Origin of the sequence: Serratia odorifera (genome assembly GCF_041448735.1) — a bacterium.
Lineage (GTDB): Bacteria > Pseudomonadota > Gammaproteobacteria > Enterobacterales > Enterobacteriaceae > Serratia_F > Serratia_F odorifera.
In genome coordinates, this window is sequence record NZ_JBGMUT010000003.1 from 140,788 (window position 1) to 159,622 (window position 18,835).

The 18,835-nt window shown below is 57.5% G+C and carries 15 protein-coding genes; 9 read left to right on the forward strand and 6 right to left on the reverse strand.

From position 1 onward, the window contains the following. The first annotated feature begins 65 nt into the window (after positions 1–65). The 4 genes from rplM to sspB all read left to right on the forward strand — a co-directional run bounded on the left by rplM (position 66) and on the right by sspB (position 2,501). Positions 66–494 (forward strand): 50S ribosomal protein L13, encoded by a 429-nt coding sequence (gene rplM, locus ACCC84_RS11145; protein WP_004958166.1) that lies wholly within the window; start codon positions 66–68, stop codon positions 492–494. 15 nt (positions 495–509) lie between these two features. Further along, on the forward strand, positions 510–902 hold the full coding sequence (gene rpsI, locus ACCC84_RS11150; protein WP_004937080.1) for a 30S ribosomal protein S9: 393 nt from the start codon (positions 510–512) through the stop codon (positions 900–902). 454 nt (positions 903–1,356) lie between these two features. After that, entirely contained in the window at positions 1,357–1,998 is a 642-nt protein-coding gene (gene sspA / locus ACCC84_RS11155) for a stringent starvation protein SspA (RefSeq protein WP_004958168.1), read from the forward strand. Between the two features lie 5 nt (positions 1,999–2,003). Continuing rightward, a complete protein-coding gene (gene sspB, locus ACCC84_RS11160) occupies positions 2,004–2,501 on the forward strand; it encodes a ClpXP protease specificity-enhancing factor (RefSeq protein ID WP_198773885.1) in 498 nt (165 codons plus the stop codon). A 110-nt stretch (positions 2,502–2,611) separates the two neighbouring features. Here sspB and ACCC84_RS11165 read toward each other — a convergent pair whose 3' ends face one another. Both ACCC84_RS11165 and gltB read right to left on the reverse strand, forming a co-directional pair. After that, entirely contained in the window at positions 2,612–4,030 is a 1,419-nt protein-coding gene (locus ACCC84_RS11165; protein ID WP_004958173.1) for a glutamate synthase small subunit, read from the reverse strand. Between the two features lie 10 nt (positions 4,031–4,040). Beyond that, positions 4,041–8,510 (reverse strand): glutamate synthase large subunit, encoded by a 4,470-nt coding sequence (gene gltB / locus ACCC84_RS11170; protein ID WP_004958175.1) that lies wholly within the window; start codon positions 8,508–8,510, stop codon positions 4,041–4,043. Between the two features lie 716 nt (positions 8,511–9,226). On the opposite strand from gltB, the gene mnmL reads away from it, so the two are divergent. The 4 genes from mnmL (at position 9,227) to mtgA (ending at position 14,212) form a co-directional block, all read left to right on the forward strand. Further along, positions 9,227–10,156: a tRNA modification radical SAM protein MnmL/YtqA gene (gene mnmL, locus ACCC84_RS11175; RefSeq protein WP_004958179.1), complete on the forward strand. Its 930-nt coding sequence runs from the start codon at positions 9,227–9,229 to the stop codon at positions 10,154–10,156. 97 nt (positions 10,157–10,253) lie between these two features. Further along, a complete protein-coding gene (gene arcB / locus ACCC84_RS11180) occupies positions 10,254–12,593 on the forward strand; it encodes an aerobic respiration two-component sensor histidine kinase ArcB (RefSeq protein WP_371901911.1) in 2,340 nt (779 codons plus the stop codon). A gap of 237 nt (positions 12,594–12,830) precedes the next feature. Further along, complete coding sequence (gene elbB / locus ACCC84_RS11185) at positions 12,831–13,484, forward strand: isoprenoid biosynthesis glyoxalase ElbB (protein ID WP_039991674.1); 654 nt, start codon at positions 12,831–12,833, stop codon at positions 13,482–13,484. Further along, positions 13,481–14,212 carry a monofunctional biosynthetic peptidoglycan transglycosylase gene (gene mtgA / locus ACCC84_RS11190; RefSeq protein ID WP_004958185.1) on the forward strand — a complete coding sequence of 244 codons (732 nt, stop codon included), beginning with the start codon at positions 13,481–13,483 and terminating at the stop codon, positions 14,210–14,212. The genes elbB and mtgA overlap by 4 nt, the downstream gene beginning before the upstream one ends. A gap of 43 nt (positions 14,213–14,255) precedes the next feature. Here mtgA and dolP read toward each other — a convergent pair whose 3' ends face one another. The 4 genes from dolP to ACCC84_RS11210 are packed head-to-tail and all read right to left on the reverse strand — an operon-like array spanning position 14,256 to position 17,876. After that, positions 14,256–14,831 carry a division/outer membrane stress-associated lipid-binding lipoprotein gene (gene dolP, locus ACCC84_RS11195; protein WP_004958187.1) on the reverse strand — a complete coding sequence of 192 codons (576 nt, stop codon included), beginning with the start codon at positions 14,829–14,831 and terminating at the stop codon, positions 14,256–14,258. A 31-nt stretch (positions 14,832–14,862) separates the two neighbouring features. Next, positions 14,863–15,453, reverse strand: coding sequence for a DnaA initiator-associating protein DiaA (gene diaA, locus ACCC84_RS11200; protein WP_004958189.1), 591 nt, complete (start codon positions 15,451–15,453; stop codon positions 14,863–14,865). A gap of 45 nt (positions 15,454–15,498) precedes the next feature. Beyond that, positions 15,499–15,852, reverse strand: coding sequence for a YraN family protein (locus ACCC84_RS11205; protein ID WP_371901958.1), 354 nt, complete (start codon positions 15,850–15,852; stop codon positions 15,499–15,501). Beyond that, positions 15,849–17,876: a penicillin-binding protein activator gene (locus ACCC84_RS11210; RefSeq protein WP_273869274.1), complete on the reverse strand. Its 2,028-nt coding sequence runs from the start codon at positions 17,874–17,876 to the stop codon at positions 15,849–15,851. Before ACCC84_RS11210 ends, ACCC84_RS11205 begins: the two co-directional genes overlap by 4 nt. 62 nt (positions 17,877–17,938) lie before the next feature. Here ACCC84_RS11210 and rsmI point away from each other — a divergent pair, with 62 nt between their 5' ends. Continuing rightward, positions 17,939–18,802 carry a 16S rRNA (cytidine(1402)-2'-O)-methyltransferase gene (gene rsmI, locus ACCC84_RS11215; protein WP_004958195.1) on the forward strand — a complete coding sequence of 288 codons (864 nt, stop codon included), beginning with the start codon at positions 17,939–17,941 and terminating at the stop codon, positions 18,800–18,802. The last annotated feature ends 33 nt before the right edge of the window (positions 18,803–18,835 follow it).

An 18,835-nucleotide genomic window follows, 5' to 3' on the forward strand; every position in this document is an offset into this window, starting at 1 on the left:
GCCTCAACTGTTTTCGAGCGTTTGGGTGTTCACCAACGTGTAACTAATTATTGGGTAAGCTTTTAATGAAAACTTTTACAGCTAAACCAGAAACCGTAAAACGCGACTGGTACGTTGTTGATGCAGACGGTAAAACTTTAGGCCGTCTTGCTACTGAACTGGCTCGTCGTCTGCGCGGCAAGCATAAAGCGGAATACACCCCGCACGTTGATACCGGTGATTACATCATCGTTCTGAACGCTGAAAAAGTTGCTGTAACCGGCAACAAGCGTAACGACAAGATGTACTACCACCACACCGGCCACATCGGTGGTATCAAAGAAGCGACCTTTGAAGAGATGATTGCCCGCCGTCCTGAGCGTGTGATTGAAATCGCGGTTAAAGGCATGCTGCCAAAGGGTCCGTTGGGTCGTGCAATGTTCCGTAAACTGAAAGTTTACGCGGGCACCGAGCACAATCACGCGGCACAGCAACCGCAAGTTCTGGACATTTAATCGGGATTAATGGCAATGGCTGAAAATCAATACTACGGCACTGGTCGCCGCAAAAGCTCCGCCGCTCGCGTCTTCATCAAGCCGGGCAACGGTAACATCGTTATCAACCAGCGCAGCCTGGAACAGTACTTCGGTCGCGAAACTGCCCGCATGGTAGTTCGTCAACCGCTGGAACTGGTCGACATGGTTGGCAAACTGGATCTGTACATCACCGTTAAAGGTGGTGGCATCTCTGGTCAAGCTGGTGCGATCCGTCACGGTATCACCCGTGCACTGATGGAGTACGATGAGACTCTGCGTTCTGAACTGCGTAAAGCTGGCTTCGTCACTCGTGATGCTCGTCAGGTTGAACGTAAGAAAGTCGGTCTGCGTAAAGCACGTCGTCGTCCGCAGTTCTCCAAGCGTTAATTTTTCTGCTCCGGCAGAACGATACACGCAAAAAACCCGGTGTTTCACCGGGTTTTTTTATGCCTCAAATTTAATATTCCTGCATTAAAATCTGTGGGATATCAGACAAATCACGATGAAATCGCCACGCATCCCCCACAAAACAGGCAAAATCTGGTAAACTATCATCCACTTTTGCGCCTGTTCGCCGAGCAGCTGCCGTCAGTCTACCTCCAAGGCCGAATTCCAGACCCTAAGGTTTATCTGCGAGCATGCCGGCTGCGGCAAGATCATTCAGGATAGCAGCCTGGTAACCCGATAGATTTCATGGTGCAGCAAGACGGCGACCGAATGCATCCCCAGCAGCTTGGCTTGTCAGCCGACGGGGAGATGAGGGAGCCGATATCGTTGCGGCATGAAAGGTGAAGGGACGTTGGCTATTCGCAGTATTTTCTAGATAAACTTGGAGGTTTTCATGGCTGTCGCTGCCAACAAACGTTCGGTAATGACGCTGTTTTCTGGCCCGACCGACATTTTTAGCCATCAAGTACGTATCGTACTGGCGGAGAAAGGTGTCAGCGTCGAGATTGAGCAGGTTGAGATGGATAACCTGCCGCAGGATCTGATTGACCTCAATCCTTACCAAACGGTACCAACGCTGGTCGATCGCGAGCTGACCCTGTATGAATCCCGCATCATCATGGAATACCTTGATGAGCGCTTCCCGCACCCGCCGTTGATGCCGGTTTACCCGGTGGCACGTGGCGAAAGCCGCCTGTGGATGCAGCGTATCGAGAAAGACTGGTATACGCTGATGTACAAAATCGAGCGTGGCACCGGCCAGGAAGCCGAGGCGGCGCGCAAGCAGCTGCGTGAAACGCTGATCGAAATCGCACCGGTATTCAATATCAAGCCGTATTTCCTCAGCGATGAATTCAGCCTGGTCGATTGCTACCTGGCGCCGTTGCTGTGGCGTTTGCCGCAGATGGGCATCGAGCTGAACGGTGCTGGCTCCAAAGAGCTGAAAGGTTACATGACTCGCGTATTCGAGCGCGATGCGTTCCTGGCCTCCCTGACCGAAGCCGAGCGCGAAATGCGCCTGCAAACTCGGGGCTAAGCAGCATGGATATGTCCCAGATGACACCGCGCCGTCCCTACCTGTTACGCGCGTTCTATGACTGGTTGCTCGACAACCAGCTGACGCCGCATCTGGTGGTTGATGTTACGCGCCCCGATGTGCAGGTGCCGATGGAGTTCGCGCGCGACGGCCAGATTGTGCTGAACATTGCGCCGCGTGCGGTGGGCAATCTGCAACTGGGTGATAACGACGTGAGCTTCAACGCGCGCTTTGGCGGCGTACCGCGCCAGGTACTGGTGCCAATGGCCGCAGTACTGGCGATTTACGCGCGTGAAAACGGCGCCGGCACCATGTTCGAACCGGAAGCCGCGTATGAAGCTGAAGGCACCTTTGAGGGGCTGGACAACGAGACAGTGCCGTCCGAAAGCCTGATGTCGGTGATTGACGGCGATCGTCCGGACGCCGGTGACGATCGTGATCCGGATGACGAGCCGCCACAGCCACCGCGCGGTGGTCGCCCGGCATTGCGCGTCGTCAAGTAACGTTAGCGCAAAAAGAAAAAGGTACAGCATGGCTGTACCTTTTTTTATGCTGGTAAGCGAGACCCGACGGCGCCATGTAACGCCCGGCATAGGCCGGGCAGCGCGGGCGATTACACTTCCAGATAGTTGAGGATGCCGTCGGCAGCCTTGCGCCCTTCGGCAATCGCCGTGACCACCAGATCCGAGCCGCGCACCGCATCACCGCCGGCAAAGATTTTCGGGTTGCTGGTCTGGAAGGCGTTTTCGATACCTTCCTGTGCGACGATGCGCCCCTGCTTATCCAATTGCACGTCGTGGGCCGCCAGCCAATCCATCTGGTGCGGGCGGAAGCCAAACGCCATGACCACCGCATCGGCGTCAAGAACGTGCTCGGAGCCCGGTACCTGCTCGGCGACCTGGCGGCCATTGGCATCTGGCGCACCCAGCTGAGTACGCACCATCTTAACGCCGGCAACGCGGCCGGCGCTGTTGAGTTCGATGCTCAGCGGTTGCAGGTTGAATTTGAACTCAACCCCTTCCTCGCGGGCGTTTTTGACTTCACGCTTGGAGCCCGGCATGTTGACTTCGTCACGACGGTAGGCGCAGGTGACCTGCGTAGCGCCTTGACGAATCGAGGTCCGCACGCAGTCCATGGCGGTATCACCACCGCCCAGCACCACCACGCGTTTGCCTTCCATACTGACGTAGGGCTCCTGCACGCTGGCGTCGTAACCCATCAGCTGCTTGGTATTGGCAATCAGGAACGGCAGCGCGTCGTACACCCCCGGCGCGTCTTCGTTGTCCAGTCCACCGCGCATCGATTGGTAGGTGCCGACCCCAAGGAACACCGCGTCGTAGTCGTTCAACAGCGCATCCATGGTGACGTCTTTGCCGACTTCGGTATTGAGCTGGAACTCGATGCCCATCTCACTGAAGATGTGACGGCGTTTGACCATTACCTCTTTTTCCAGCTTGAAGGCCGGAATGCCGAAGGTCAGCAGGCCGCCGATCTCGGGGTGACGATCGTAAACCACCGCTTTCACGCCGTTGCGGGTCAGTACGTCGGCACAGGCCAGGCCGGCCGGGCCGGCACCGATGATTGCCACGCGCTTGCCGGTCGGCTGCACGTGCGACATATCGGGTTTCCAGCCCATCTCGATTGCTTTATCGCTGATATAGCGTTCGATATTGCCGATGGTCACTGCGCCGAATTCGTCGTTCAGGGTACATGACCCCTCGCACAGACGATCCTGGGGACACACGCGGCCGCAGACTTCCGGCAGGCTGTTGGTCTGGTGTGCCAGATCCGCCGCCTCCATGATGCGACCCTCGTTAGCCAGCTTCAGCCAGTTCGGAATGTAGTTGTGAACTGGACACTTCCATTCGCAGTAAGGGTTGCCGCACGACAGGCAACGGTCTGCCTGCGCTTTCGCCTGGGTTTCCGAAAACGGCTCGTAAATCTCTACAAACTCAATTTTACGGATCTTCAGCGGTTTCTTTGGCGGATCAACGCGCTGCAAGTCGATAAATTGATACACATTCTGACTCATTGATGACCTCTTACTGCGCCTGAACCCGCAGCTCGGCTGCGGAACGACTACGGTGACCCAATAATGCCTTCACATCACTGGACTTCGGCTTGACCAGCGCGAACTTCGACGCCCATTCCGGCCAGTTGGCCAGAATTTCCTCGGCGCGTGCAGAGCCGGTCGCCTGCACGTGCTCGGTAATCAGGCCTCGCAGGTGTTCTTCATGGATCGCCAACTGATCGACGTCCAATACCTCTACCAGCTCCGGGTTCACGCGTTTACGGAATTCACCGTCTTCATCCAATACGTAGGCAAAGCCGCCGGTCATGCCGGCACCAAAGTTGATGCCGGTTTTGCCCAGCACACAGACGATGCCGCCGGTCATATATTCGCAGCCATTATCGCCGATGCCTTCAACGACGGTGATGGCACCGGAGTTGCGCACCGCAAAACGTTCGCCCGCACGGCCAGCGGCGAACAGCTTGCCGCCGGTGGCGCCATACAGGCAGGTATTGCCGATGATGCTGGCCTCAAAACTGCGGAAGGCGGAGCCGACCGGTGGACGAACGGCGATGCTGCCGCCAGCCATGCCCTTGCCGACATAGTCGTTGGCGTCGCCGGTCAGGGTCAGCTCAACGCCGCCGGCGTTCCATACGCCGAAGCTCTGGCCGGCGGTGCCGGAGAAGTGCGCCTTGATCGGATCCGCCGCCATACCCTGATCGCCATGTACCGCAGCAATTGCGCCGGACAGCGTTGCCCCCACTGAACGGTCGGTGTTGCGAATATCAAAGTAGAACGTCTTGCTGTGTTTCGCTTCGATAAACGGTTCAGCCTGTGCCAGCAGCTCTTTATTCAGCAGACCGCGGTCGAACGCCGGGTTGCTGCTTTCGGTGCAATACACCGCCTTGCCCGGATGCGGCGTAGCGGTTTGCAGCAACGGCGACAGATCCAGCTTGTTCTGCTTGGCGGAAATGCCGTCCAGTTCGGTGAGGAACTCGGTGCGGCCAATCAGATCCACCAGTTGGCTGACCCCCAGCGACGCCATGATCTCGCGGGTTTCCCGTGCGATAAACTGGAAGTAATTGGTCACGCGTTCCGGCAAGCCGTGATAATGGTCACGGCGCAGTTTTTCATCCTGAGTGGCTACGCCGGTGGCGCAGTTGTTCAGGTGGCAGATACGCAGGTATTTACAGCCGAGCGCTACCATTGGTCCGGTGCCGAAGCCGAAGCTTTCCGCGCCGAGGATCGCGGCTTTGACGATGTCGACGCCGGTCTTCAGACCGCCATCAACCTGCAGGCGGATCTTGTGACGCAGACCGTTGGCTACCAGCGCCTGCTGAGTTTCTACCAGGCCGAGTTCCCACGGACAGCCGGCGTATTTGACGGAAGACAGTGGGCTGGCGCCGGTGCCGCCGTCGTAGCCGGCGATGGTGATCAGGTCGGCATAGGCCTTGGCCACGCCGGTCGCGATGGTACCAACGCCCGGTTCGGACACCAGTTTGACCGAAATCACCGCCTTCGGGTTGACCTGTTTCAGGTCGAAAATCAGCTGGGCCAGATCCTCAATCGAATAGATATCGTGGTGCGGCGGCGGGGAAATCAGCGTTACACCCGGTACCGAATAGCGCAGCTTGGCGATGTACGGTGTGACCTTGTCGCCCGGCAACTGACCGCCTTCGCCCGGTTTCGCTCCCTGAGCGACCTTAATCTGGATCACGTCGGCGTTAACCAGATAGGCCGGAGTCACGCCGAAGCGGCCGGACGCAACCTGTTTGATGCGCGACACTTTGTTGGTGCGGTAACGCGCCGGGTCTTCGCCGCCTTCGCCGGAGTTGGAGAAGCCGCCGAGGCTATTCATGGCGATGGCCAATGACTCGTGAGCTTCCGGGCTGAGGGCGCCGATCGACATTGCCGCGGTATCAAAACGGCCGAACAGCGATTCTGCCGGTTCAACCTGATCTACCGGGATTGGCGCGCCTTTTGGCGTAATGGCCAGCAGATCGCGCAGCATGGCCACCGGACGCTGGTTAACCAGCTTGGCGTAAGCCTGGTAATCGGCGTATTCGCCGCTGTGCACTGCTTTTTGCAGCGTGTTGACCACGTCCGGGTTATAGGCATGATATTCGCCGCCGTGGACGAACTTCAGCAGGCCGCCCTGATCCAGCGGCTTGCGCTTGAGCCAGGCGCGCTTGGACAGGTTTTGCAGATCCTGCTGGAAGTCGCTGAAGCTGGCTCCGCTGATGCGGCTGACCACGCCCTGGAAACACAGGTCGGACAGATCGCGATGCAGGCCAACGGCTTCAAACAGTTTGGAGCAGCGGTAAGAGGCTACGGTCGAAATGCCCATTTTGGACATGATCTTGTACAGCCCCTTGTTGATGCCGTTGCGGTAGTTGAGCATCACGTCGCGGTATTTTTTGTCGATCGCCTGGCTGTCCACCAGTTTGGCCAGTGTTTCATAAGCCAGGTACGGGTAGATGGCGGTAGCGCCAAAGCCCAACAGCACGGCAAAGTGGTGCGGATCGCGGGCGCTGGCGGTTTCAACGATGATATTGGCATCGCAGCGCAGGCTTTTTTCAACCAGACGGGTCTGTACCGCGCCCACGGCCATCGGTGCCGGTACTGGCAAACGGTTCGGTGCAATGGCGCGATCGGACAACACCAGCAGCACTGCGCCGTCGCGTACCTTGCGTTCCGCTTCATCGCACAGGGCGCGGATCTTCTGCTCCAGATCCTGCTCTGCCGGATCGAAGGTCAGATCCAGCGTGTCGGCGCGATAGTATTCGCCTTCCAGCGTAGTGAGCTGTTTGAAGTCCGAATACAGCAGAATTGGCGATTTAAAGCTCAGACGGTGTGCCTGGCCTTCGGCCTCGCAAAACACGTTCATTTCACGGCCGATACTGGTCGCCAGTGACATCACATGCGCTTCGCGTAGTGGATCGATCGGCGGGTTGGTGACCTGGGCGAACTGCTGGCGGAAGTAATCATAAATGATACGCGGACGGCTGGAGAGCACGGCGAAGGGGGTATCGTCGCCCATTGAACCGGTAGCTTCCTGGCCAATCTCGCCCAACACGCGGATCACCTGATCGAGCTCTTCGCTGCTGTAGCCGAACTGCTTCTGGTAGGTTTCCAGCGTAGCGTCGTCCAGCTCGCGGCTGCCGACCTGGTCTTCCGGCAGGTCTTCGAACGGCACCAGCCGCTTGACGTTTTTCTCCATCCACTCTTTGTAAGGATGGCGGCTCTTCAGATCGTTGTCGGTTTCGGCAGAGTGCAGAATACGGCCGCTGCGGGTGTCGATCACCATCAGTTCGCCGGGGCCAACGCGGCCTTTTTCGACCACTTCGTCCGGTTGATAATCCCAGATGCCGACTTCCGACGCGCAGGTGATCAGCTTGTCTTTGGTGATGACATAGCGCGCCGGGCGCAGACCGTTACGGTCAAGGTTACAGGCGGCGTAGCGGCCATCGGACATGACGATGCCCGCCGGGCCGTCCCACGGTTCCATGTGCATCGAGTTGAAGTCGAAGAAGGCGCGCAGATCGCCGTCCATGTCAGGGTTGTTCTGCCAGGCTGGCGGCACCAGCAGACGCATGGCGCGGATCAGATCCATCCCGCCTGCCAGCAGCAGTTCCAGCATGTTGTCCAGCGAGCTGGAGTCGGAACCGGTTTCGTTGACGAAAGGCGCCGCAGATTGCAAATCCGGGATCAGCGGCGTCTGGAATTTATAGGTACGGGCGCGCGCCCACTGACGGTTACCGGTGATGGTGTTGATCTCGCCGTTGTGCGCCAGATAGCGAAACGGTTGCGCCAGCGGCCAGCGTGGCACGGTATTGGTGGAAAAGCGCTGGTGGAACAGGCAAATGGCCGATTCCAGGCGCAAATCTGCCAGATCCAGATAAAAGCGCGGCAGATCCGCCGGCATGCACAGGCCTTTGTAGATCGTCACCAGGTTGGAGAAGCTGCAGACGTAGAAGCTGTCGTCCTGCACCTCTTGCACGCGTTTTTCAATGCGGCGGCGTGCCACAAACAGGCGGCGCTCCATGTCGCGCGGACGCCAGCCGGCCGGGGCATTAACAAAAATCTGTTCAATACGCGGCAGGGAAGAGAGCGCAATTTCACCCAGTACGTCCGGGTTGGTCGGTACTTCACGCCAGCCGACGATCGACAGCGTTTCGTTTTGCAGTTCTTCTTCCACAATGCGGCGGCTGGCACGAGCCTGTTCCTCGTCCTGACTGAGGAACATCATGCCGACGGCATAATTCTTGGCTAAGCGCCAGCCGCGCTCTTCGGCAACCATGCGGAAAAAGCGATCGGGCTTTTGCAATAACAGGCCGCAACCGTCGCCAGTCTTGCCGTCAGCAAGAATTGCGCCACGGTGCTGCATACGGGCCAGTGCGTGAATAGCGGTACGCACTACCTTATGGCTAGGTTCGCCTTCTATGTGGGCGATCAGGCCGAAACCACAGTTGTCCCTCTCTAGGGATTTGTCGTACAACATATCAGTGAACCTCCCCAGGCTCTGCGTGACTCTCACAACCGGTGCACGAGCGGCTTAACGCGCTTGGGCAGACGCTCAATCGGCGAATACCCGTGATATATCCATGAGGTATTCATAACGCCAATCTGCTTTTCCGCCCTCCGTTAAGGGCCTCTCGTGACGGTTATCACAAGTGGTGAAGACTTGTTTTAAGAGGGAGTCTTAAATTACTGCATAAATATGACGAGTCGTTTGCCCGTCCAGAAAGCTTCCAGCGGACTTCCAACTTATCGAGAAAGAATACGCAGGTCAAATATAGGCTTATGGACCTTTTAAATGGCGGTAAAAGTAATTAATTCTTTGATTTATAATGTTTTTTAATGTTATTTGACCTGGATCAGCATGGCGCTGACCGCCGAAGAAATGTGAGCTGTCTCACTATAGTGCAACCGCTGGATCTCTGCACCATGCTAGTGCGGGCTGGAATGGCAGAATATTATTCCAGTAAATCTGACTATTTTGTTGTTTGTAACTATTTTTCATTAGTCTGTCATACTGGGCAAAACCACTGCTATGAAATTAGAATAATTCATCGCAGGTGTGGTGATTTTATTTGCATTTATAATGAATAGTTATGCCTAGTGAGGCCTTTGAAGAAAAGCGTTGATCTCTGTCATCGCAGGAAAAGCCGTTTCTAATTAGCATCGCGGCTTTGAACACAGAGAAACACCAAGATTATGCAGTTGCCACAATTAGTCAATATGTTTGGTGCCGATCTTCAACGCCGTCATGGCGAAAAGGTCCATAAACTCACGCTGCACGGTGGTTTCAACTGCCCAAACCGCGATGGCACCGTAGGGCGCGGCGGCTGCACCTTTTGCAATGTGGCGTCGTTCGCCGATGAGCAAATGCGCCGGCAAACCATCGCCGAACAGCTGGCGGCGCAGGCTGGCAAGGTCAATCGCGCCAAACGCTATCTGGCCTATTTTCAGGCCTATACCAGTACCTATGCCGAGGTGGCGCTGCTGGAAAGCCTGTATCGGCAGGCGCTTGAGCAGGCGAACATGGTGGGCATCTGCGTCGGTACCCGACCGGACTGCGTACCGGAGGCAGCGCTCGATCTGTTGGCCGGCTACCGTGCCCAGGGGTATGAAGTATGGCTCGAACTGGGGTTGCAGACCGCACACGATAAAACGCTGAAACGCATCAATCGCGGGCATGATTTCTGCTGTTACCAACAGACCGCGCGGCGAGCGCGCGAACGTGGCCTGAAGGTCTGCTGCCATCTGATTGTCGGCCTGCCGGGCGAAACGCCGGCCGATCATCTGGCGACGCTTGTGGCGGTAGTAGCCGCAGGCGTAGACGGCATCAAACTGCATCCGCTGCAGGTGGTGGCCGGCAGTATCCTGGCGCGCGCCTGGCAGGCCGGGCGTCAGCCGGTACTGACGCTGGAGGACTATGCCGCCAGCGCCGGTGAAATGATCCGCCATACGCCGCGCGACGTGGTGTTTCATCGTCTGTCTGCCTATGCGCGCCGGCCGACGTTGTTGGCACCATTATGGTGCGAAAACCGCTGGAGCGGCATGCAGGCGGTCGGTAGCTATCTGTTACGTCACGGCGGACAAGGTGCCGCGCTGGCGGCGGCGTTGCGCTACGCCCCTGTCTGAGCTGATTTGCCGGCTTTTTCACACTTCCATTGCGCTAATCGCAGCGATGCGGCTATTTGCGGTATGATTTACCCCCTATGTCTGTCGGGAGCGGTTTATGAAGCAAATCCGGGTATTGGCCCAGTACTACGTTGATCTGATGGTGAAGCTGGGGCTGGTGCGCTTCTCACTGTTGCTGGCGTCGGCGTTGGTGGTGCTGGCGATGATCGTCCAGATGGCGGTGACCATGCTGCTGCGTGGCGAAGTTGAAAGCATCGACGTCGTGCGCTCAATCTTCTTCGGGCTGTTGATCACCCCCTGGGCGGTCTATTTTCTGTCGGTGGTGGTGGAGCAACTGGAGGAGTCACGCCAGCGACTGGCGCGGCTAGTGGACAAGCTGGAAGAAATGCGTCACCGCGATTTGCAATTGAATCAGCAACTGAAGGACAACATTACCCAGCTCAATCAGGAAATTGCCGATCGCATCAAGGCAGAAGAAGCGCGTTTGCAGGTGATGGACAAGCTGAAAGAAGAGATGGAACAGCGCGAGCTGGCGCAGATTGAGCTGGGGCAACAGTCGGCGCTGCTGCGCTCCTTCCTCGACGCTTCGCCGGATCTGGTTTACTACCGTAATGAAGACAAAGAGTTTTCCGGCTGCAACCGTGCCATGGAACTGCTGACCGGCAAAAGCGAGAAACAGCTGATCGGCCTGACGCCATACGATGTGTATGAGCAGGATATCGCCGACAAAGTGATCGAAACCGACGAAAAGGTGTTCCGCCATAACGTCTCGCTGACCTATGAACAGTGGCTGGTGTACCCGGATGGTCGCAAAGCCTGTTTCGAGCTGCGTAAAGTGCCGTTTTACGATCGGGTGGGCAAACGCCACGGGCTGATGGGCTTCGGACGCGATATAACCGAGCGTAAGCGCTATCAGGACGCGTTGGAGAACGCCAGCAGGGACAAGACTACCTTTATCTCAACGATCAGCCACGAGCTTCGTACGCCGCTTAATGGCATTGTCGGCCTGAGTCGCATACTGCTCGATACCGAGCTCGACGATGAACAGCTCAAATACCTGAAAACCATTCACGTCAGCGCCATCACCCTCGGCAATATCTTTAACGATATTATCGAGATGGACAAGCTGGAGCGCCGCAAGGTACAGCTCGATAATCAACCGGTTGATTTTACTGGTTTCCTTGCCGATCTGGAAAACCTGTCCGGTCTGCTGGCTCAGCCGAAGGGCCTGCAGTTCGTGCTGGATCCTCAGCAACCGCTGCCGCAGCAGGTTATTACCGACGGCACGCGCCTGCGCCAAATCCTGTGGAACCTGATCGGTAACGCGGTGAAGTTCACTCAACAGGGGCAAATCGTGGTGCGTGTGCGCCGGGATGGGCAGGAAAAGCTGGTATTTGAGGTTGAAGACTCCGGCATGGGCATTCCACAGGATGAGCAGGACAAAATCTTCGCCATGTACTATCAGGTCAAAGATCAGCGCGGTGGGCGTCCGGCAACCGGCACCGGTATCGGCCTGGCGGTTTCCAAGCGACTGGCACAGAGCATGGGCGGCGATATCACGGTTAACAGCCGTCTGGGGCATGGTTCTTGCTTTACCCTGACGATTAAGGCACCAGCGGTGCAACAGGAAGTCGCCGCCGCGCACACCGAGGAGCCGCTGCCGTTGCCGGCGCTGCACATCCTGCTGGTTGAGGACATCGAATTGAACGTGATTGTGGCGCGCTCGGTGCTGGAAAAACTGGGCAACAGCGTCGAGGTGGCGATGAACGGCGCGCAGGCGCTGGCGATGTTCGATCCCGACGAGTTCGATCTGGTGTTGCTGGATATCCAGTTGCCGGACATGACCGGGCTGGATATCGCGCGTGAGTTGCATCAGCGCTATGCCGGCCAGGCGCTGCCGCCGCTGATTGCGCTGACGGCCAACGTGCTGAAAGACAAGAAAGAGTACCTGGATGCGGGTATGGACGATGTGCTGAGCAAACCGCTCTCGGTGCCGGCTCTGACCACGATGATCACCCGTTACTGGGGCCATCAACCTTCTCATGCGACAAAAAAACTGGAGCACAAAGCGATGCAGATTAATGAATCGTTACTGGATACCGCCATGCTGGAACAGTACATGGATCTGGTTGGGCCACAGCTGATTCACCAAAGCCTGGAGATGTTCGAACAAATGATGCCAGGTTATCTGGCGGTACTGGATTCCAACATGACCGCTCGCGATCAGAAAGGCATCGCCGAGGAAGGGCACAAGATCAAGGGCGCCGCCGGGTCGGTTGGTTTGCGTCACCTGCAGCAATTGGCGCAGCAAATCCAGACGCCAACGTTACCGGCATGGTGGGACAACGTACAGGACTGGGTCGACGAACTGAAACAGGAATGGCCTAACGACGTGGCGGTACTGCGTGCGTGGGTTGAGAACGCTGAAAAAAAATGACCCCGACCTAGGCCGGGGTGCGCGAATATTGCGCCAACACCAGGGAAATCGTGACCTGCGTATTGGTTTTCAGTGTTCTGGTCGAGCAGGTTGTAATGAATTCCTAAACATCATACAGCCAACAACATAGCAAATGTAAGCTTTCATGTTAGAAGATTCATTAAAATGTGTGATGTAGATTAGTGTTTGTCAACTCAGAACGCAAACCCGTTGACAGTATTGATGAGGAGAAGGGCGATGAAACAGGTCGGGGTGGTACTGAGCGGTTGTGGGGTTTACGACGGTACGGAAATCCACGAAGCGGTGCTGACGCTGCTGGCATTGGACCGTGCGGGAGTGCAGGCGGTGTGCTTTGCACCGGATAAGCCACAACTGCATGTAATTAATCATTTATCTGGCGATGAAGTCAGCGAGCAGCGCAACGTGTTGGTTGAGTCCGCCCGTATCGCGCGCGGAAAGATACAGCCGCTTTCCGCGGCGGACGCCGCGCAGCTGGATGCGTTGATCGTGCCAGGTGGGTTCGGCGCAGCCAAGAACCTCAGCAGCTTTGCGGCACAAGGGCAGGAGTGCGACGTTGACATGGATTTGGCAAATCTTACACGTCAAATGCATAAGGCAAATAAACCAATTGGTTTTATGTGTATTTCACCGGCGCTGTTGCCAAAAATACTGGATCACCAGGTGCGTCTGACCATTGGTAACGATCCCGATCTGGGCGAGGTTATTGATGCCATGGGCGGTGAGCCGGTGATTTGTCCGGTTGATGACATTGTGGTCGACATTGAAAACAAAGTGGTGACCACCCCGGCATACATGTTGGCGCAATCGATCGCCGAAGCGGCAAGCGGTATTGATAAGCTGGTTTCACGAGTGCTGGAACTGAGCGAATGAGGAAATCGGGGCGTAAATCGCTTTTTCTCCTGCCGTGGCTTTGGTTCAAGCGTGGCGTCCTCGCGGTTATCGGCCTGTGGCTGGCGGGGATAGTGCTATTTGCCTTTCTGCCGGTGCCGTTTTCCGCGGTGATGATCGAACGGCAGATCGGTGCCTGGTTGCAGGGGGATTTCGGTTATGTCGCGCATTCCGATTGGGTATCGATGGATGAAATCTCGCCCACGATGGCGCTGGCGGTGATGGCGGCGGAGGATCAGAAGTTTCCCGAACATTGGGGCTTCGATGTGGCCGCCATCGAAAAAGCGCTCGATCACAACGAGCGACGTCCGACGCGCATTCGCGGCGCCTCGACGCTGTCTCAGCAGACGGCCAAAAACCTGTTCCTGTGGGACGGCCGCAGCTGGTTGCGCAAGGGGCTGGAGGCCGGCCTGACCGGTGGTATCGAACTGGTCTGGACCAAGCGGCGCATTCTGACGGTATATCTCAACATTGTTGAACTGGGGGATGGCGTTTTTGGCGTGGAAGAGGCGTCGCAGCGTTATTTCAACAAGCCGGCCAAGCGTCTCAGCGCGTCGGAAGCCGCGTTACTGGCGGCGGTGTTGCCAAACCCGCATCGCTTTAAAGCCGATGCGCCTTCCGGTTACGTGATACAGCGTCAGCAGTGGATTTTGCGTCAGATGCGCCAACTGGGCGGCGAAGGATTTTTAAAAGCCAACGGCTTGGACTGAGCAGGGTATTGGGGCGAAGCAACGGCGCTTCGCCCCGGTCAGATTACTTCAGATAGGTGAACGCGGTAGTGACGTGTTTCACGCCGCTGACCTGGCTGGCGATTTGTGCCGCCGACTTGCCTTCCTGTTCGGTGACCAGACCGAGCAGGAATACTTCGCCATTTTCAGTGGTCACTTTCACGTTCGACGATTTCACCGTATCGCTGGTGAGGATCTGCGAACGCACCTTGGTGGTGATCCAGGTATCCATCGACGCGGTGCTGAGGCTGACCGGCGTACCCTGACGGATTTCGCTGTACACTTCTACTGCCCCTTCAACGCCGAGGGCGATCTGTTTGGCGCGGCTGGCCAGATCGGTAGTGGGTGCCTGCCCGGTCAACAGCACTTTACCCTGATAGGCGGTAGCCACGACGCGCGCGTCTTTTTTCAGTTGTTGATCTTTACTCAAGGCGTTTTCAACCCGGGCTTCCAAAGTGCCGTCGTCGACCTGAGTGCCAATAGTCCGTGGATCGGTAGCGGTCTTGGTGGCGACAGCCGCGCTGCCGACCACCACTGCCGGCACGCAACCCTGTAGCAACAGCGCGCCGAGCAATACGGCATAGATGGATCGAAGTTTCATTCTAACTCCTAGCGCCTATCTCATTAGGCTATTAATCGTCCTGGTGGGGAAACAGCGTATTATCAATCAGGTCGCACAGGCAATTTACTGTCAGCATATGCATTTCCTGAATACGTGAACTGCGGTGTGATGGGATACGGATTTCTACATCCTGCTGACCGAGCAAACCGGCCAGTTCCCCGCCGTCGTAACCCGTAAGCGCCACGATGGTCATATCACGCGTTACCGCGGCTTCGACCGCTTTCACAATATCACGGCTATTGCCGCGGGTGGAGATGGCCAGCAGTACATCGCCAGCATGGCCAAGCGCACGCACCTGCTTGGCGTACACTTCATCATGCAGTCGGTCGTTGCTGATGGCCGTCAGTACGACATTATCAGCATTGAGCGCAATCGCCGGCAGGCTTGGGCGCTCGGTTTCAAAGCGGTTTATCATGCTGGCGGCGAAGTGCTGTGCATTGGCCGCCGAGGTGCCATTGCCGCAGCACAGAATTTTATTGCCGTTCAACAGCGATTGGACCAGCGTCATGGCAGCGCGGGATATGGCATCCGGCAAGGCTTCCGCTGCCGCAATCTGAGTTTGGATACTTTCGGTAAAACAAGCTTTGATTCTATCCAGCACGTTGTATTAATCCACTAAGTCAAAGGGCGGCTTACACCGCCAACGTTAATCCGCATTGAAGGCGTTGGCTATCCATTCTACCTGGCTACCGGTAAAGGCCAAAACGTCAAAACGGCACGGCGAAGTATCGAAACTGGCGCCGCGTGCGGCCAGCCAGACGGCGGCGGCGTGCAGCAAACGCTGCTGTTTGCGGTAAGTGACGCTGGCAGCGGCACCGCCAAAGTCGGCGTTACGCCGGTAGCGCACTTCAACGAACACCCAGGTTTGCCCATCGCGCATGATCAGATCAAGCTCGCCGCCGCGCACCGTCACATTGGCGGCGACAAAAACCAGCCCGGCGCGTTCCAGATGGTGGCGGGCCTGTAACTCATAGCCCGCCCCGCTGGCGCGCCGACTCAGGAGGCCGGAACGACCTGTCCCTGACGGTATTGCAGCCAAGGCAGTTTCCTGTTGATCACACAGTTGGCAGACGAGGTCAGCATGCCGGTGGTACCGGACACCTGGAAGCCGGGCAGTTGACGCATTTCAGAGAAATGATTGGCCAATTGCCAGGCGTCCATCCCCATGGCATACAACCGCACCAGGGAATAGTCGTTATGGAATCTGGCGCTGGCCTGTTGCATCAACTGCGGGTTGGCCCCGGCCAACAGCGGAATATCGCTGAACTGCAGGCCTTCCATTTCCAGGCGGAAATCCGGGCCGGCGCCGGCTTGATAGCTGCGTGAGCTGGCGTACATCGCCGGTTTGCTGCGCGAGCTGGTGGTCATGTCGATCATCGGTTTGATCAGCGTCAGCTGCGACTGGGTAGCGACAATATAAACCGCATCAACGCTGCCGCCGGTGGCGGCCGGAATGTCGCTCGGCGGTGCGGGAATGGTCAGTCCGGCGATGGTGACCGACTGGGCCGCCGGCGCGCTGGCGGCTACCGGTGTGCCGGTCATGCGAATGCCGCCGGAATTGACCATCTGACGCAGCTCACCGGTGGAGCCGAGCCCCTGTTGCAGCACGGTTTGACCGCCCAGTTTCTGCCATTCGGCGGCAAAGGCCTTGGCGACGCGATCGCCGAAGGCACCGCGTGGCACCAGCAGCAGCGGCTGGCGTTTTTGCTGTTGCCAGATGTGATTGGCGGCATCGCGCGCTTCATCTTCCGGTGACAGGGCAAAATAACAGATGTTTGGATTGTCTTTTGGCGTTTCCGGCTGATTGAGCGCCAGCACGTTCAACGTGGTTGATGTAGCGGACAGCTGGTCGACGTTGTTTTTCAACAGCGGGCCGACTACCAGCGTGGCGCCGTCCTGCTGCGCCTGGGCCAGCAGTGCGCTCAGCGGCTGGCTAGAGGTGTCATACACCTTCACCTGGGCATTGGCGGCCTGTGGCGGTGTGATAGGCGCTGGCGCTGCTTCGGCAGGCTGTGCCGGTGTCACTGGCGCTGGCTGCTCGGTCGGTGCCGAGGTGCTTACTGCACCATTGGCGTTAGGATCGCTCGACACCGCCTGCGGTGCCGTGACCGGCTGCTCCGGGTTATTGACCGGTGGCTGTGGTTGCACCGGCGCATTGACTGCCGTGCCGTTCTTCGCCGCGTCGAAGCCTTGCGCAATAGCGTCGGCGAACACTTTCGCCTGGCCGTTCAACGGCAGCAGCAGGGCGATTTTGGCGGTCGACGCCTGGGTGAAGTTGAGCACCTGATTCAGCTGGGTTGGCAGGCTTTTGGCTGCCGGGTTCTGTGGGTAGCGGTTCTGCCAGTCTTTGATGCCGGCTTTCAGCATGTCCGGATCCTGGCGGTTTTCATGATAGACACGCAGCAGATCCAGCCAGCCTTGCAGAACATTTTCATCGGCGTTGATTACCAGGCTGTTCATGTCCTGCGGCGTCAGCCCCAGCAACGCTTGCCAGGTTTTGTCCAGGTTGTCCTGATGCGCCTTGTCGTTGAGCAGCGGCTCTTGCGCGATGTAGGCGCGGATCAGCGGCAGCGAAGGCTTACCCTGATTGGCGGCGATCTGCGCCTGATAGAAGCGCACCCGCTGATTCGGTGACAGCGAAGCGTTGTCGATGCGGCTCAGGGTGCTGCGTGCGGCGCTGACATTCTTGCCGGCGATTTGCAGTTCGGCGGTCAACAGCTGGCGTTCAAGCTGCTGAACGCTGCTGAGGTTTTGCGGCAGCGTGCCCAGTTGCTGATTGGCCTGTGGCAGTTTTCCTTCACGCAACAATGCGCGAATAGCAAGTAATTGCCAGTCAGCCTTGTTATCATCGCTGCTCTGCTGCCACTGTTGCAGATAGTAATCGGAGCTGGCGCTCGCCTCGTCCTGGATATTGGCGGGCGGAGTTTGCGGGGCCTGGCTCGGACAGCCTGCGAGAAGTAAGGCTGCCACTACAACAGGCATAAAACGCCCTGCTTTGGTACGAACGAATGTTGAGGAAAGCATACTGTATCCAGTGATGTTTTTTTCAAGATGCTCAATATTAAATCGGCAACCCGGATGAAACAATGAATCAACACCAACAATCAGTCATTTCTGCATCAACGCTGTACGTGGTGCCCACTCCCATCGGCAATTTGGGCGATATTACCCACCGTGCGTTAGAGGTACTGAAGAGCGTTGATCTGATCGCGGCGGAAGACACGCGTCATACCGGGTTATTGTTGCAGCACTTCGCCATCAATGCGCGACTGTTTGCCCTGCACGACCATAATGAACAGCAAAAGGCGGATCAACTGCTGGCGAAACTGCGGGAAGGCCAGAGTATTGCGCTGGTTTCCGATGCTGGAACGCCGCTGATTAACGATCCTGGTTATCACCTGGTGCGCCGTTGCCGCGAAGCGGGCGTGCGCGTGGTGCCATTGCCGGGCGCCTGCGCGGCGACCACGGCGCTGTGCGCGGCCGGCGTCGCTTCAGACCGCTTCTGCTACGAAGGGTTCCTGCCGGCGAAAACCAAAGGACGCAAGGATACCCTGCTGGCGCTGGCAGAGGAACCGCGTACGCTGATTTTCTATGAGTCCACTCACCGCCTGCTGGAAAGTTTACAGGACATGGTGACGGTGTGGGGGCCGGAACGCTACGTGGTACTGGCGCGCGAACTGACCAAGACCTGGGAGTCGATTCATGGCGCGCCGGTTGGCGAACTGCTGGCCTGGGTACAGGAAGACGAGGTGCGTCGCCGTGGGGAGATGGTGCTGATCGTCGAAGGCCACAAGCCGCAGGAGGACGCCCTGCCGCCGGAAGCGCTGCGTACGCTGGCGCTGTTGCAACAAGAGCTGCCGCTCAAGAAGGCGGCGGCGCTGACGGCGGAAATCCACGGCGTGAAGAAAAATGCCCTGTATAAGCACGCTTTAGAGCAACAACAGCCGTAAAGCGGTTGACCTGTCGCCAGCGCAACGCTACTA

Excerpts from the sequence above, each read along its gene's own strand:
- rplM (WP_004958166.1), top strand. The coding sequence starts at position 66 with ATGAAAACTTTTACAGCTAAACCAGAAACCGTAAAACGCGACTGGTAC.
- rpsI (WP_004937080.1), top strand. The coding sequence starts at position 510 with ATGGCTGAAAATCAATACTACGGCACTGGTCGCCGCAAAAGCTCCGCC.
- sspA (WP_004958168.1), top strand. The coding sequence starts at position 1,357 with ATGGCTGTCGCTGCCAACAAACGTTCGGTAATGACGCTGTTTTCTGGC.
- sspB (WP_198773885.1), top strand. The coding sequence starts at position 2,004 with ATGGATATGTCCCAGATGACACCGCGCCGTCCCTACCTGTTACGCGCG.
- ACCC84_RS11165 (WP_004958173.1), bottom strand. The coding sequence starts at position 4,030 with ATGAGTCAGAATGTGTATCAATTTATCGACTTGCAGCGCGTTGATCCG.
- gltB (WP_004958175.1), bottom strand. The coding sequence starts at position 8,510 with ATGTTGTACGACAAATCCCTAGAGAGGGACAACTGTGGTTTCGGCCTG.
- mnmL (WP_004958179.1), top strand. The coding sequence starts at position 9,227 with ATGCAGTTGCCACAATTAGTCAATATGTTTGGTGCCGATCTTCAACGC.
- arcB (WP_371901911.1), top strand. The coding sequence starts at position 10,254 with ATGAAGCAAATCCGGGTATTGGCCCAGTACTACGTTGATCTGATGGTG.
- elbB (WP_039991674.1), top strand. The coding sequence starts at position 12,831 with ATGAAACAGGTCGGGGTGGTACTGAGCGGTTGTGGGGTTTACGACGGT.
- mtgA (WP_004958185.1), top strand. The coding sequence starts at position 13,481 with ATGAGGAAATCGGGGCGTAAATCGCTTTTTCTCCTGCCGTGGCTTTGG.
- dolP (WP_004958187.1), bottom strand. The coding sequence starts at position 14,831 with ATGAAACTTCGATCCATCTATGCCGTATTGCTCGGCGCGCTGTTGCTA.
- ACCC84_RS11210 (WP_273869274.1), bottom strand. The coding sequence starts at position 17,876 with ATGCTTTCCTCAACATTCGTTCGTACCAAAGCAGGGCGTTTTATGCCT.
- rsmI (WP_004958195.1), top strand. The coding sequence starts at position 17,939 with ATGAATCAACACCAACAATCAGTCATTTCTGCATCAACGCTGTACGTG.